Source organism: Croceimicrobium hydrocarbonivorans (genome assembly GCF_014524565.1).
Taxonomy (GTDB): Bacteria; Bacteroidota; Bacteroidia; order Flavobacteriales; family Schleiferiaceae; genus Croceimicrobium; species Croceimicrobium hydrocarbonivorans.
Window position 1 is genome coordinate 3420532 of the sequence record NZ_CP060139.1, and the last position, 13652, is coordinate 3434183.

At 42.6% G+C, this 13652-nt stretch carries 16 protein-coding genes; 6 read left to right on the forward strand and 10 right to left on the reverse strand.

The features are described from left to right. The first annotated feature begins 19 nt into the window (after nucleotides 1-19). Complete coding sequence (locus tag H4K34_RS15270; protein WP_210758255.1) at nucleotides 20-916, forward strand: hypothetical protein; 897 nt, start codon at nucleotides 20-22, stop codon at nucleotides 914-916. Nucleotides 917-919: 3 nt separating this feature from the next. Here H4K34_RS15270 and H4K34_RS15275 read toward each other — a convergent pair whose 3' ends face one another. Continuing rightward, on the reverse strand, nucleotides 920-2197 hold the full coding sequence (locus H4K34_RS15275) for a replication-associated recombination protein A (RefSeq protein ID WP_210758256.1): 1278 nt from the start codon (nucleotides 2195-2197) through the stop codon (nucleotides 920-922). Between the two features lie 66 nt (nucleotides 2198-2263). On the opposite strand from H4K34_RS15275, the gene H4K34_RS15280 reads away from it, so the two are divergent. The 3 genes from H4K34_RS15280 to H4K34_RS15290 are packed head-to-tail and all read left to right on the forward strand — an operon-like array spanning nucleotide 2264 to nucleotide 4174. Continuing rightward, nucleotides 2264-3076 (forward strand): rhomboid family intramembrane serine protease, encoded by an 813-nt coding sequence (locus H4K34_RS15280; protein WP_210758257.1) that lies wholly within the window; start codon nucleotides 2264-2266, stop codon nucleotides 3074-3076. Beyond that, the gene (locus H4K34_RS15285) at nucleotides 3027-3533 is read left to right on the forward strand and encodes a hypothetical protein (protein WP_210758258.1); all 507 of its coding nucleotides are present in this window, start codon (nucleotides 3027-3029) and stop codon (nucleotides 3531-3533) included. Before H4K34_RS15280 ends, H4K34_RS15285 begins: the two co-directional genes overlap by 50 nt. Further along, the gene (locus H4K34_RS15290; RefSeq protein ID WP_210758259.1) at nucleotides 3530-4174 is read left to right on the forward strand and encodes an NAD(P)H-binding protein; all 645 of its coding nucleotides are present in this window, start codon (nucleotides 3530-3532) and stop codon (nucleotides 4172-4174) included. Before H4K34_RS15285 ends, H4K34_RS15290 begins: the two co-directional genes overlap by 4 nt. Here the strand turns inward: H4K34_RS15290 and H4K34_RS15295 are convergent. Together H4K34_RS15295 and kdsB are read right to left on the reverse strand one after the other, a co-directional pair. Continuing rightward, the gene (locus H4K34_RS15295) at nucleotides 4171-4926 is read right to left on the reverse strand and encodes a TIGR02757 family protein (protein ID WP_210758260.1); all 756 of its coding nucleotides are present in this window, start codon (nucleotides 4924-4926) and stop codon (nucleotides 4171-4173) included. The genes H4K34_RS15290 and H4K34_RS15295 overlap by 4 nt on opposite strands. Next, entirely contained in the window at nucleotides 4916-5671 is a 756-nt protein-coding gene (gene kdsB, locus H4K34_RS15300; protein WP_210758261.1) for a 3-deoxy-manno-octulosonate cytidylyltransferase, read from the reverse strand. Before kdsB ends, H4K34_RS15295 begins: the two co-directional genes overlap by 11 nt. Nucleotides 5672-5734: 63 nt before the next feature. On the opposite strand from kdsB, the gene H4K34_RS15305 reads away from it, so the two are divergent. Beyond that, a complete protein-coding gene (locus H4K34_RS15305; RefSeq protein WP_210758262.1) occupies nucleotides 5735-5956 on the forward strand; it encodes a DUF6095 family protein in 222 nt (73 codons plus the stop codon). Here H4K34_RS15305 and rlmD read toward each other — a convergent pair. Next, entirely contained in the window at nucleotides 5946-7394 is a 1449-nt protein-coding gene (rlmD, locus tag H4K34_RS15310) for a 23S rRNA (uracil(1939)-C(5))-methyltransferase RlmD (RefSeq protein ID WP_210758263.1), read from the reverse strand. The genes H4K34_RS15305 and rlmD overlap by 11 nt on opposite strands. 64 nt (nucleotides 7395-7458) lie before the next feature. Between rlmD and rocD the strand changes: the two genes are divergently transcribed. Next, complete coding sequence (rocD, locus tag H4K34_RS15315; protein WP_210758264.1) at nucleotides 7459-8739, forward strand: ornithine--oxo-acid transaminase; 1281 nt, start codon at nucleotides 7459-7461, stop codon at nucleotides 8737-8739. Between the two features lie 35 nt (nucleotides 8740-8774). On the opposite strand, the gene H4K34_RS15320 is transcribed toward rocD, so the two are convergent. The 6 genes from H4K34_RS15320 to H4K34_RS15345 form a co-directional block, all read right to left on the reverse strand. Next, the gene (locus H4K34_RS15320; RefSeq protein WP_210758265.1) at nucleotides 8775-9983 is read right to left on the reverse strand and encodes a vWA domain-containing protein; all 1209 of its coding nucleotides are present in this window, start codon (nucleotides 9981-9983) and stop codon (nucleotides 8775-8777) included. A gap of 108 nt (nucleotides 9984-10091) precedes the next feature. Further along, nucleotides 10092-10610, reverse strand: a complete 519-nt coding sequence (locus H4K34_RS15325) for a hypothetical protein (RefSeq protein WP_210758266.1) — start codon at nucleotides 10608-10610, stop codon at nucleotides 10092-10094. An 8-nt stretch (nucleotides 10611-10618) separates the two neighbouring features. Further along, the gene (locus H4K34_RS15330) at nucleotides 10619-11842 is read right to left on the reverse strand and encodes a metallophosphoesterase (protein WP_210758267.1); all 1224 of its coding nucleotides are present in this window, start codon (nucleotides 11840-11842) and stop codon (nucleotides 10619-10621) included. 22 nt (nucleotides 11843-11864) lie between these two features. Next, entirely contained in the window at nucleotides 11865-12263 is a 399-nt protein-coding gene (locus tag H4K34_RS15335) for a GldM family protein (RefSeq protein ID WP_210758268.1), read from the reverse strand. Nucleotides 12264-12266: 3 nt separating this feature from the next. Then, on the reverse strand, nucleotides 12267-12497 hold the full coding sequence (locus tag H4K34_RS15340) for a hypothetical protein (protein ID WP_210758269.1): 231 nt from the start codon (nucleotides 12495-12497) through the stop codon (nucleotides 12267-12269). Continuing rightward, the gene (locus tag H4K34_RS15345) at nucleotides 12494-13618 is read right to left on the reverse strand and encodes a tetratricopeptide repeat protein (protein WP_210758270.1); all 1125 of its coding nucleotides are present in this window, start codon (nucleotides 13616-13618) and stop codon (nucleotides 12494-12496) included. Before H4K34_RS15345 ends, H4K34_RS15340 begins: the two co-directional genes overlap by 4 nt. Between the last annotated feature and the right edge of the window lie 34 nt (nucleotides 13619-13652).

The following is a 13652-nucleotide window of genomic DNA, read 5'->3' on the forward strand; positions in this document are numbered from 1 at the left end:
TCAAAATCCCATCCCAATTATGAGAAAGTTTAACTACAAATTCTTAGGACTTGCCGCTTTGGCAATGGCCTTTACGGCTTGCGAAGACGGCGATCTTACTTCTACTGGTGAAGTGGAAGCTGCTATGGGCGAGCTCTATGTATCAGCAGAGAGTAATGTTAGTCAAATCTATCGCAATGTAGATGAGGCTATGCGTACTTTCGATTTTAGTGCCAACCCATCAGTTCCGATCACTATTGACAATGCAACTTTCGATCGCGATGCTTCCGATCCTAATAAGTACATTCTCGACTATGGAAACGGAACTGCAACTCGCGGTAAAGTGATTGAAGGCGCTATTGAAATGACTCTTACCGGTGCTAATTACCTGGATATGGGTACAACCGTGGATGTGAGCCTAGTCAATTTCAAAGAAGATGATAAGCCAGTAAGCGGAAGCATGTTCCTTGAAAATAAGGGTAATAATAAATTCGATATGGATGTAACGGCTTTCACTATGGAAGACAATACTTCTGCGGATGACGGTGGTCCTAAGACCTTTGTGTTAAACACTGATAAATCTTTAGAATGGTCAGCCGGATCAGCTACTCCCAATGATGTAAGCGATGATGTGTACTCCATTATCGGAACTGCCGATGCTACTTATGACAATGGTAATTACACTTTTGATGTAGTTATCAGCAAGGCAATGGTAATGGATAATACTTGCACCTACCGCTTAACTGAAGGTATTTTTGATTTGGATATTGCTACTACCGTAGATCCTAATCCATTAACCTTTAATAAAGCTACTATCGACTTTATTGCCGGTGATGGTGGTAATCAAGATGGATGCGACAAGTTCTTCGATCTTGTTTTAAAGAATACTGAAACCGAATCAGAACTTAGTACTACTCGCCAGTTTAATGGCTTCTAGAACTTATTTCTTCGGATAATATTTAGGCCAGCGTTGTTGCAAAACTTCGCTGGCTTTTTTTTCAGCCATATTGTCGGCCGGCTGATAAAATACTTCGCCACTAATTTCCTTGGGAAGGAATTCTTGATCCACAAAATGTCCGGGATAATCATGGCTGTACTTATAGTCGGCCCCGTAGTTTAGGTCCTTCATGAGCTGGGTAGGAGCATTGCGCAAATGCAAAGGCACTTGCAGATTGCCTTCCTGCTTTACCCGAGCTTGGGCTTCTCCAATGGCTTTATAGGCCGAATTACTCTTAGGTGAATTCGCTAAGTACAGGGTACATTGTGCCAAGGGAATCCGACCTTCGGGCCAACCGATTTTATGCACCGCATCAAAACAGGCATTAGCTATTAAGAGCGCATTGGGATTGGCCAAACCAATATCTTCAGAAGCCAGGATTATTAGTCGACGTGCAATAAAACGCGCTTCCTCACCACCTTCAATCATCCTAGCTAGCCAGTAAATGGCCGCATTGGGATCACTACCCCGAATAGACTTGATAAAGGCAGAAATTACATCGTAATGCTGTTCTCCATCCTTATCATAACTCACCGTATGGTTCTGCAAAATCTTGCTTACGGCCTCATTGGTGATTTCGGATCCTGGGCCCATTTGGCCTGCAACTAATTCCAGATTGTTAAGCATTTTCCGAGCATCTCCACCGCTGTATCGCATCAGGGCTTCGGATTCTTTAATCTGAACCTTTTGAGATTTTAGCCATTCATCTTTTTCCAGTGCACGGTTCAGTAACTTTTGAAGTTCGGCCTGACTTAAGCCTTCTAAAACATAAACTTGGCAGCGTGAGCGCAAGGCGGGGATTACCTCAAAACTGGGATTTTCGGTAGTGGCGCCAATTAACACCACCGTGCCTTTTTCCACCGCATGTAAAAGGCTGTCTTGCTGAGATTTACTGAAACGGTGAATCTCATCTATAAATAGAATAGGGGATTTTCCTTGGGCAAATAAACCTTGACCTTGGGCCTTTTGTAAGATCTCGCGCACTTCTTTTACGCCGCTGTTGATGGCGCTAAGGGTATAGAACTTTCGCTTGGACTGCTCCGCAATTAATTGGGCCAAGGTGGTTTTACCTACTCCCGGAGGACCCCAAAAAATAAGAGAGGGAACCAGATCTCTATTGATGAGAAGACGTAATTGTCCATCAGGACCTAAGAGGCCTTCCTGACCAATAACTTCATCAAAACTGCGAGGGCGTAGGCGCTCTGCCAAAGGTTGATTCATGCTGCAAATTTTGTGAAATAGAACTGTTTTCACAGACAAAATGACCGAAATATAAAATTACTAAGCTTGGAATTCTTTTTGGTACCTTCAATCCAAACAATGACAATATCTCGCAATCATCTTTGGAAAGATTTTTTCCAATTGTTTCGCCAAAGCTATGCCTGGATACCCTTGGCAAGTATTGCCTTTCTTGCACTTATCTTTTTTATGGATGAGCAATTCCATCTCCATCTTTATGAATTTGGAGTAAAGCCGAGAGATAACCAGGGGCTTATAGGAATAATAACTTCGCCACTCATCCATGGTGATGGTGATCATCTTCGAAATAACAGCCTATCACTATGGGTTCTAAGTACCGGTTTGATCTACTTCTATCCGCGTAAAGCACTACCCGTCATTTTGATTTCCTGGTTTTTATCAGGCCTAGCTATTTGGTTTTGGGGAAGACCGAGCTATCATATTGGGGCCTCCGGTTTAATATATGCCTTGGCTGCATTTATATTTATTTCAGGAATATTAAGAGCTCATCCTAATTTACTAGCCTTAAGTATGTTGGTGGCTTTTTTATATGGTAGTATGGTTTGGGGTATCGTACCTGCGGATCCCCAAATCAGCTATGAAGCGCATCTTGCCGGTGCAGTAGTAGGAGGCCTCTTAGCAGTATATTTTCGAAATTCACCACCGAGAGATTTTCCACGAGCCTTTAGTTATGACGATATAGATGACGATCTTAGTGAAGAAATTGCCCGCTATGGCCCGGATTACTGGAAGCAAAATACCGATGATCAGAAAGGCGATATAAAGGTTTATTACCATTACACAAGTAAGGATGAAATTAGTACGGATAGCAAGCCTGATTCTGGTTCTGCTCAGTCTTAGTGCCGCAAGTGTGCAGGCCCAGGCCTATTTATATGTAGAGCGCAAAGGGGAATTTCCTGATCATCGCTGGAAGCAAGGTGAAAAACTGGAAATCCTAATTAGCGATGGCGAGGATGCATTTTGGCAAAAAGGTTATTTCAATGGTGGCGATTCCGCGGGAATGGTTTTAGGTACGCGCTACTATAACTGGAGTCAAGTTTTGGGAGTTCGATATGCTAATGGTCTGATTCCATTTTTCGGAAAATCGGCCATGGCCGCCGCCGGACTTTTTACAGGAGTATTCGCTGTTAACAGCCTTATAAATGATGATAGTCCCATATTAACCGAAGGTCAAATTTACTTAGGCGCCGGTTTATTAAGTGCCGGCCTGATTTCCAAATTGTTTTGGTACAAGGTGCGAAAAATGGAAAAGGGCTATGAATTACGCATTATCAACCTAATGGAATTAGACGGATGAAAAAAGCAGTGATATTAGGAGCTTCGGGCTTAGTTGGTTCTTTTTTATTGGAAGATTTAATAGTTTCTGCTGAAATTGAGAAGGTATATGCCCTAGGTCGTAGACCCTTGAATAATGAAAGTCCCAAATTAGAACAGATCACTGGCGATTTGATGAGTGAGGATTTTTGGGAGCTTTCGTTGGATGCTGACTTAATCTTCATTTGTATCGGTACCACCAAAGCCAAAACCCCAGATGAATCTTGGTATTTTAAGATAGATCATGGAATTCCGGTATCGGCCGCAAAATGGGCTAAGGCCAAAGGGTTAAAACGCCTCTTGGTAGTTTCTGCTTTGGGAGCCAAGTCTCAATCCTCGAATTTCTATTTAAGCACCAAAGGGAAAATGGAAGAAGACGTACGAAAGTTCGGACCTGAAACCGTTGTTCTGCGTCCTTCTATGATAATGGGCTCACGCCAGGAGACCCGCCCTTTGGAAGCGATTGCCATGTTTATCTTTCGGATATTGAATCCATTGATTCCCAGAAAATACCGAGGCGTTAAAGCCAGGGATATTGCAAGGGCGATGTATAATTTGAGCTTAGCGGAGACTGCACCGGAATTAGTGCTTTCGAAGGATATTCCTAAAAAGGCGAAAGCTTAGAATTTTTCAAATACCCCTAATCCAAAAAGAGCAAAGTCGTATTTAACTGGATCCTCAGGATCTAATTTAAGCAAGGCTGTGCGAAGCTCCTCATTGGCCTTCCAATCATTGGCTTGGCGATTGAGTAAGCCCAATTTTCGAGCGACCCGACCGCTATGTACATCTAATGGACAATAGAGTTGGGAAGCCTTGATTTGCTGCCAAATTCCAAAATCAACTCCGGCATCGGCAGGGCGAACCATCCACCGCAGAAACATATTTAAGCGCTTGGCCGCAGAATTTTTAAAAGGGCTTGATAAATGTTTTTCGCTTCTTTGCGCATGTGGAGTTTGGAGCATTATTTCACGAAACTGTTCAATTCCAGCTTTCATTCCTTCCGGATGATAGAAAGCATTTTCCAATCCTCCTCTATTCTCGTAAATCCCTTTAAGAGCTCGCAGGAAAAATTGCAGATCTTCCAATTGAAAAGTGCGATGCACAAAAGGAGGTAGGGCCTTTAAATCAGATTCTTGATGCTGCATCACAAAATCAAAAGGCGCTTCTTCTAAAAGCTCGGCAATTTTTAAGGCCGAACGAATTATGCTCTTGCGATTGCCCCAAGCGATGGTGGCCGTAAGTAAGCCCATGATTTCAATGTCCTCTTTTCGACTGTATCGATGCGGTATCTGAATTGGATCTTCATCCAAGAAGCTGCGCTCTTCATATTGAGCCGCCTTAGTATCTAAAAAGTCTTTTAATTCCTTAGCCTTCAAGGTCGGCGATGATTTTTTGAACGATGGCCAAATCTTCTGGGGTATCTACCGAAAGGCTTTCTACTTCACTAAAACCTACTTTAATTCGACCACCATTTTCTAACCAACGGTTTTGTTCCAAGGCCTCGGCTTTTTCGAGCGGAGAAGGACTAAGGTGAGCAAATTTTTCTAGGGCCTCAGGACGATAGGCATACAAACCAATATGCTTGTAAAAGGTGTGTGCACCCAGCCATTCCGAATAATCGAGGTCGCGAATAAAAGGGATTAACTGGCGGGAAAAATAGAGCGCCTCATGCTTTTTGCTAATGGTAACAAAACATCCACTGCGGTTATCGAGTTCCGCTTGACTTTCAATCGCCTTTACCAGGGTTCCGAGTTCGCAATTGGGGTCCTGAAACAGGTCGATTAGAGTTTGTAATTCGGAGGGTTCTAATAAAGGCTCGTCTCCTTGAACATTAACAATTACGTCTACCGGACCTTGCTCAGCCATCCACTTTTGATAGGCTTCTAAGCAGCGATTGGTACCGGTGCTATGGTCTTTGGAAGTTAGCACAACCTCACCACCAAAAGCTTGAACCGCTTCTACTATACGCTGATCATCGGTGGCCACTACCACCTGATCCATAGCTTTTAAGGTCCTTTCATAGACCCGCTGAATCATGCTCTTGCCATGAATTTCGGCCAGAGGTTTTCCGGGTAATCGGGAGCTTTGATAGCGTGCCGGGATGACTGCCAGTACCTTCACATTTAAATTTTTTCCAAATTACATATTGTAAATATTCCCTGCTAATATTCCTACCTTGCATGCATGGCAGCAGATCGTGATAAAATCTTTAATGGCGTGCGTTTTATGGCAGTAGCCCTGCCTTTAATTTTTAGTGGTCCCGCCCTTTATGTGGCTATGGGATTACCTGCGGCACGTCAGGGAAATTACATTTGGATGGGCATTAGCATTTTACTTATGCTGGTGGCTGTTTTCTTTACCGTTAAGGGCCTTCGCACCATCCTCAAGGGTTTCTTCAATGACTAATTTTCTCGAATAAGGCGACACTTTCAATATGTGCCGTATGCGGGAATTGGTCTACTAAAGAAAACTTCTTCAAGCTATAGCCAAACTCAGCCAGGGTTTGCATATCCCGCGCTTGGGTAGCCGGATTACAACTGATATATACGATGCGCTCAGCACCTAAGCGTATTACTTTTCGCAGGGTTTTAGGTGCAATACCCGCTCTAGGAGGATCAAGCGTAAGCGTATGAATGCGATTTTGATATTGTGGATGCTCTAATAGGAATTTACCTACATCGGCCGCAAAGAATTTTAGTTTCTCCAAGCCATTGGCTTTGGCCGAGCGTTTGGCATCTTCCACCGCCTCTGGAATAATTTCTACACCTATTACCTCCGCAGTAGGTACGGCTTTGGCTAATAGTTGAGTGATCGTTCCGGTTCCGGCAAAGAGATCCAAAATCACGGGCTTGCTATCTGCCTTGTCTTCTTGCACATAGTCCAGGGCTTTTTGATATAGGAGCTCAGCGGAGGCAGGATTAGTTTGGAAAAAGCTTTCTACACTAATTTCAAAGCGTAGGCCATGAATTTGCTCTTCTACATTTTCTTTGCCTAAGAGCAAATGACGCTCGCCATCAGAGGCATTCGGGCGATCGCCTACATCATCATTTATGGTATGGATTAAACCGCCCAGTCGGGCGCCAAATTCCTCGCTAAAGAGTTGTTTGAAGGCCTCCAGATCGAATTGCTCTAGTTCCGCACTGCTACTTACAAAATTGATCAGCAATTGATCCTGAGCAAAGCTTTTACGCACCGCTAGCATGCGACAAAAACCTGTATGCTTTTTAGGGTGCCAGGCCGTATGATCACGCTCTTGCAGCCAGGCTGAAAGCTTAGGAAGGAAATCTTCAAACTGAGCATCAAACATCCCAGAATCACCAAGGAGATTTTCCACAGCCAACCATTGCCCTCTTTTTTTGAAACCTAATCCAAAGCCATCTAGGAAAGTATCCTGATTGGGTTCAACGTAAACCGCACTAAAGGAGTATTCCATTTTATTGCGGTAATGTAAAAGGCGTGGCGACTCGATATATTCATCGAAGAGCTTTTCAGCCCCTTCAATTTTACCAATGCGACGGAAGAGCTCAATGGTGGTCTTCTCTTTGTAGCCGCGTTGCTTTTCAATGGGTAGGTTGATATAGGGAGCTCCAGGAATGGAAGCGAAATTTTGCTCCACTTCCAACTCAGAATGCTCAATAATCCGAATCAATTTTGCTTCGGCATAGGAGCGTTGCACCTTAACCATTCGGCATTCTACAATTTGACCCGGAATGGTATTGGGCACAAAAACAATGTATTGCCCTTCCGGAGTTTCAACTTTGGCAATTCCCTTGCCTTCAAAAGCCAAATCTTTAATTTCCAAATTGCAGATTTGTCCGCGGTGATATAATTTCTTTCCTGCCATAGAGCGGGCAAAAATACCTAATTTGCAAGCCACCTAGAACTCAAAAAAATAAATACCTAAGACGATGATTGAAAATCCCCAATTACGATCCTCTAAAGACTTAATGGACCTTGAAAATAAGCATGGCGCCCATAACTATCACCCCCTTCCGGTGGTTTTAGATAGAGGAGAAGGGGTTTATGTTTGGGACGTTGAAGGTAAGAGGTATTACGATTTCCTTTCCGCTTATTCGGCGGTTAATCAAGGACATTGTCATCCTGAGATTATTAATACTCTAAAGGAGCAGGCTGAGAAAATCACCTTGACCAGTCGTGCTTTTTACAATTCCAAATTAGGAGAGTACGATAAGTACATTACCGAGTACTTTGGTTTTGATAAGGTTTTACCCATGAATACGGGAGCGGAGGCCGTAGAAACAGCCATTAAGCTTTGTCGTAAATGGGCTCAGGAGCTCAAAGGATATCCCGAGGCCAAAACAAAAATCATTGTGGCCGAGAATAATTTCCACGGTCGTACTACTACTATTATTTCCTTTTCTAATGATCAAGAGGCACGTAGCGGGTTTGGACCTTATACTCCTGGCTTTGAGCGTATTCCTTATAATGATTTAAAAGCCCTGGAAAAGGCTTTGGAAGATGATCATGTAGCCGGATTCTTGGTAGAGCCTATTCAGGGGGAAGCGGGAGTAGTTACTCCAGATGTGGATTATTTGAGAAAAGCAGCGGAACTTTGCCATGCTAAAGGCGCCTTGTTTATGGCCGATGAGATTCAAACCGGCATTGCCCGAACCGGATCTTTATTGGCGGTATGTGGTAACTGTACTTGCGAAGGTCATTGCGAGCGTCAGGAAGCAACTTATGTTCGTCCAGACGTTTTAATCCTTGGAAAGGCCTTAAGTGGTGGAGCTTATCCGGTTTCAGCGGTATTGGCTGATGATAAAATTATGAAGGTTATTCAGCCAGGAACCCATGGTTCAACCTTTGGCGGTAATCCATTAGGAGTAGCGGTTGCCATGTCGGCACTGGATGTTGTGCGCAATGAGAAATTGGCTCAAAATGCCCGCAAATTGGGCGAATTGTTCCGAGCCAAGATGAATGAGTACATCGAAGGCTCTAAGGTGGTAAACCTGGTACGTGGTCGCGGACTCTTAAATGCGATTGTGATTAATGATTCACCAACCAGCGATACTGCCTGGAACATCTGTTTGCGCTTACGCGATCATGGATTGCTGGCTAAGCCTACCCATGGTAATATTATTCGCTTTGCTCCACCATTAATAATGACTGAAGAGCAATTGTTGGATTGTGTTGATATTATTACTCGAACCCTGCAAGAGTTCGAATAAAATAAGAAGAGCGGCCTTGGAGCCGCTCTTTTCTTTTAGAGGATAAGGCCGTCTTGCGCGGCTTGCGCTTTTATTATTTCGAAAACCTGACTGCTAAAAGACATGGATTCAGGATCATTTTTTCTTTGCTCCTTCAGATAAAGGTCTCTTTCCTTTTGCAATCGCTTCAATTTGGCAAGGATGGTAGAGCGCTTCTTTTGTAATTCGGCAATTTTCGCCTTGCGATCTTCAGCGCTCAGTCCTTTTAATTCTTCCGGTAATTCCTCTTCCTGGAGATCCTCGAAATTCAGTTCGTTATTCTCCAGGTCATTCAGTAATTCCTTATTCCCGTACAGGTTCTTAGAACCCGATTCACTCATATTGTATTTAGCTCGCGATGCGGCAGCATTACTGCTTGCACTGCTAAATAAGCCCAAGGCTTTTTCTTTCTTCTCCAGCATGCGTTCCTTTTCTTGGGCGCTGCCATAGTAGAGTTTGGAATCATCCAGGCGATAGGAGTAAATGGCAATGGAATCATCCTGAGGACAAGGAATAATTTGGTCACTGGCATTTTGGTCTAATTGTAGGAATTCTCCATTCGTAGCCTTGGCCATTTCGCGAAAGTGATAAATGGCATCAGTACATTGGGTCCCCAATTTGATGCTATTGATGCGGATGTTTTTCTGATTGGCCATTTTGCATGCTTCCGGATAGCGCACCTCATTGGGATAATCCATGTGAGGAGGGCAGTCACCCACTACGAATATGCTGCGATAGGCTTGTGGGGATGTAGACCATTTGAAGTCACTAATGGCTTCCCATAAAGCTTGATTTACACTTTCAGGAGAATCGCCACCGCCACTAGCTTCAATTTTTAAGAGCTCCGTGTAAATGCTGTCAATATTGCTGGTGTGTGGCAAGGAGTAGGTAATAAAATTGTCACCACGATCGCGGTAAAAAACCATTCCTAAGCGAATTTCCGGAGCCGGATTTTGCTGGGCGGTAACGCTTACAATGTCCCATATTTTCTCCTTGGCGGTATGAATTAAGCCCCCCATACTTCCTGTGGCATCCAGGCAGAAGACTAATTCAACCTGTGGGGCCTTGGAATCAGGGGATGCAGTTGCTGGTAAATCTGGAATTACTTCATTTACAAATTCGGGAGTAGGATTCTGATTTTCAGCAATTTTAGGACTTTCTGCTTGAGGGGATTGGCAAGCGACTAATAAGCCCAGACTCATTAGCATTGGATAGATCGGCTTCATGGGATTGAAATTGGTTCCCTTAAGGAACGAAATAGCGCTTGAATTCTTTTCCGCCGAAAGGCTATAAGGGCTTATTTAAGATAATTTTAAAGCTTTAAGACCGAGGGATTAACGACGTCTTGCGCGTCTTGCTTGGGTGGCTGCACTAAGCTGCGGCTGATAAGGCACTAAGGGGCGATTTAAAGCCTGAGCAAGTAATTCTGCTTCTATTTTGGCTTGATCGTATAAAGTGGAGCGCTTGATTAATAACTTTTTACGGTGGTTTTTGGAAAGCAGATAAATGTCATAGAACTCCTCGTTACTGGTTTCGGCTTCAATCATAGCACGAGAATAGGCTTTAGTACTTTGCTTACTTTTCAAAATACTTAAATCAGAATAGCCTGCCATGCTTTGCCAGCTCCCTAGTTTTAGTCCTAAAAACCAGGTGTAAGATTTGTAGCTATCCTTTTCCGGATTAAGGAGCATGCCATTGCGTGCAAAAGCTCCGAAGGCACCAAGCAAAATAAATAGGAGTCCAAAAAAATTAAAAAGAGTGGAGTAAATCCCTAGGGCAAAAATTAGGTAGGAACCATAAACAACTGCCGGAGGAAACACTTTACCGAAATTATTGTCGAGCGATGCTTGCATAAAAGGTTTTATAGCGAAGTTATTAAAAGACTTTCTTTAGCACCACTGGCGTCTATTTTAAAGGTCCTATTTCCTTCGATAAGCAGGCCTTGGCTTTGTGAACTGTTTAGAGTTTTGCCATGCTTTACATCAAGACGAATCACTTTTCCTTCAAAGTCTGTGGATACTTCGGGAACAATAGAATGTCCGATAATGATACAATCTACATGGTAATAGCTTAAAATGGAGCTTAGTTGATTCGAGCTAATTTTCGGATAGTATTTGTAATCGTGCACCAAACCACGATACCAAAAAGGACTTTGTATGCCCATCAAAAAACTGGCGATTGAATCAGAATTAGGCTTCTTATATAAATCCAAATCCAGGTTTTGGCGAACCCGATTATTGATTTCCGAAAGGGAAAGATCATATTTTAAGATTTCGGGCGAAAGTCCGGCATGCACAAAAATCTGATTGCCGATTTTTTCGATACAATTCTTGGATCGAAGCCATTGTCCTAAATGCGAATGGGGCGAATAGATTAAGCGATTATTGGCTTGAGCATCATCCTCATCACCAATAAGGGAAGCCAGTTTTTTATACTTGCCTTTGGCATAATGGAAATTCCCTTGCAGATTAAGGATTTCATGATTACCTAGAATGAAATGCACCTGACCACCTTGCTTCAGAGCTTCGGCTTCGAGTTTATAGATGAGCCAGAGCACGGCAGCTACATCTATACCACGGTCCACAAAATCGCCTACCAAAACCAAATGTCCATCTCCAAAGCTCCAGTTAAGATTTTGATCAATAACCGAATGAGCTTGCAAGAGACCTTGCAGGGCTTCAAAATTCCCTTCAATATCAGATATAGCTAATAGCTTGGTATTTAATGTGTATTGCTCAGCTGGAATTTCAATCTTATCGTGAAGAGGCAATTGAAATTGAAGACCTGAACTACTTTCCACCCAAATGCTATCAGGATTAATGGGCTCTATTAAAAGCTCATTTTCAGTATTTACACGAATCAGGCTATCGCCTAAGATATAGGGACCATCAACTCCATTGAGGTAATAGACGCGATCTTCAAAAAATTGAAAACGCTCAGCCTTTTCATCATATCCCAGCAATACCTTTTGACCACTACTAATTGTGCCATCGGTATAGCGTACTAAAATGACCAGGATTAAGAATAGCCCTATAAGGCTGAATAAAGAATAACGAAGAATTTTTTGGACTTTGGACTTCGACAAATATTCAGATTTGGGATTAAAGCTATTGAATTTCTACTTGGAAGGGAGTAAGCTCATATTCTTCATCATAGGCATTCAGACCCAGGATATTAGTAAAAGAGATCAGGTCTCCCGATTCCAAATTTAAAATCAGCTCTTTATTAGAATCTGTGATTCTTGCCCCTTCATTCGTCACTTTCCAAAGGATTTCATGATTTCGAAAAGCAACGATATGGTAAGAAAGAATCGGGAAACGTAGGCCACAAGCTAGTATTTCAGAGGACTGAATCGAACTTTCCATATTCGCTGCGGCAATGGCATTTTTACTAAAAGCACCTTCTCGTCTCTTGTATATAGATGGGATAGGATCAGGTATTTTTTTAACCTCAAGAACCAGGCTATCCTTTAGGATGCTATCTGCCGTGATCTGATAGATATTCATTTTCTAGAGGCCTAATTCTGCAGGATAAACCACAATCCCAGTGCTATCGAATTCTATCTCGCCATTAGTGCTGGTGAAGGCCAAATAATCATAAGATAAGCTATCGTCATTGAAAATTAGAGGATTAGCAATACCTTGATAGAGATGCTTGGTACCTGCCTTAATAAATAGACCTTGACTTTTAATGCTTAAGGGGGAAAGAGCCAAGCATATTATCAAAAGGATTCCTTTCATGCCGACCTTTTTTTGGAAAGCAGTTTAATGATTATTCCTAGGCTTAAACCAATGGCCAAACCTGCTAGCAGATAAAGGTAGCTTTGCTTTGTTTGCTTTTGTGTTTTCTCCTCCATCGCCTTCTCTTTTTCTTCTAGGGCCTTAGAAACAGAGTCGAGTTGAAGCTTTGCCAATTTAAGGGAATCAAAACTTTGATTTCGACGGTAGATGGAATCCAAATGCTCGGCATAATCATCCAAACCATGAACTAATAGCATGGGATCTACTTCACTTCGTATCAACATAGAGTGGAATTCTGGGTTTAAACCATGATCACGTATGTTCTCTTTCATCAGGAGATTTAGATCCTTAATCTTTCCCCGAATTTTAGAATTATATGTTGGATTTTTACTGAATCTCATGGAGTAAGCATAGGCCAAAATAGCTTGCTCATAGGTCCCATGTTTTTTATTGAAGTCGCCCAGCGTTTCTAATAGATTATTGAGCACCTCATTCGGAGCAGGAGTGAAGGGTACGCGGGTTCGAATTTGGTAATTGAAGTCGAGGTTTACTTGTTCGGCTTTTCGTACTCCTTCTCCCAACCTCTGCTCTAATTCTTCCATGGTGATGATGGGGTTCTTTTGCATCCAGATAGGATTCCTGTTTTTAGCCTTGATTTTGGCCTCCAGGATTTTAATATGAATCCATTCGCTCCCTCGATGTGAATCGGGATTAAGCTCATAGCCCTTGCGAATCAAGATCAATGCACTGTCTAATTTCCCTTTCAGTTCAAAGGCGGTGCCCAGGTTGGCGACCACATTATATTCTGTAGGATAGAGCTTAATTAAGGGTCTTAAAATACTTAATGCAGAATCGGTCATGCCCAATTTCATAAGCACTAAAGACAGGTCCGATTTGTATTTAAAATTTTGGGGAGCCTCTTTAATCTTTTCCTCGAGTTCTCTTTTATGCACCCAAAGTCTGTCTGTATCAAAACTTAGCATGGTGGCGCTTAGATATATATCATGGGTATATCTAATTTCTCCATCCAGAGTATGACCGTAAAAATTACCGCAGGCCAAAACAGGCTTGCTCCACAGGCTGAAAAAGAGTACGGATAACAGAATTAGCTTAGACCTCATAGACTGATTGATTAGTCTAGTATAACAGGTCTTT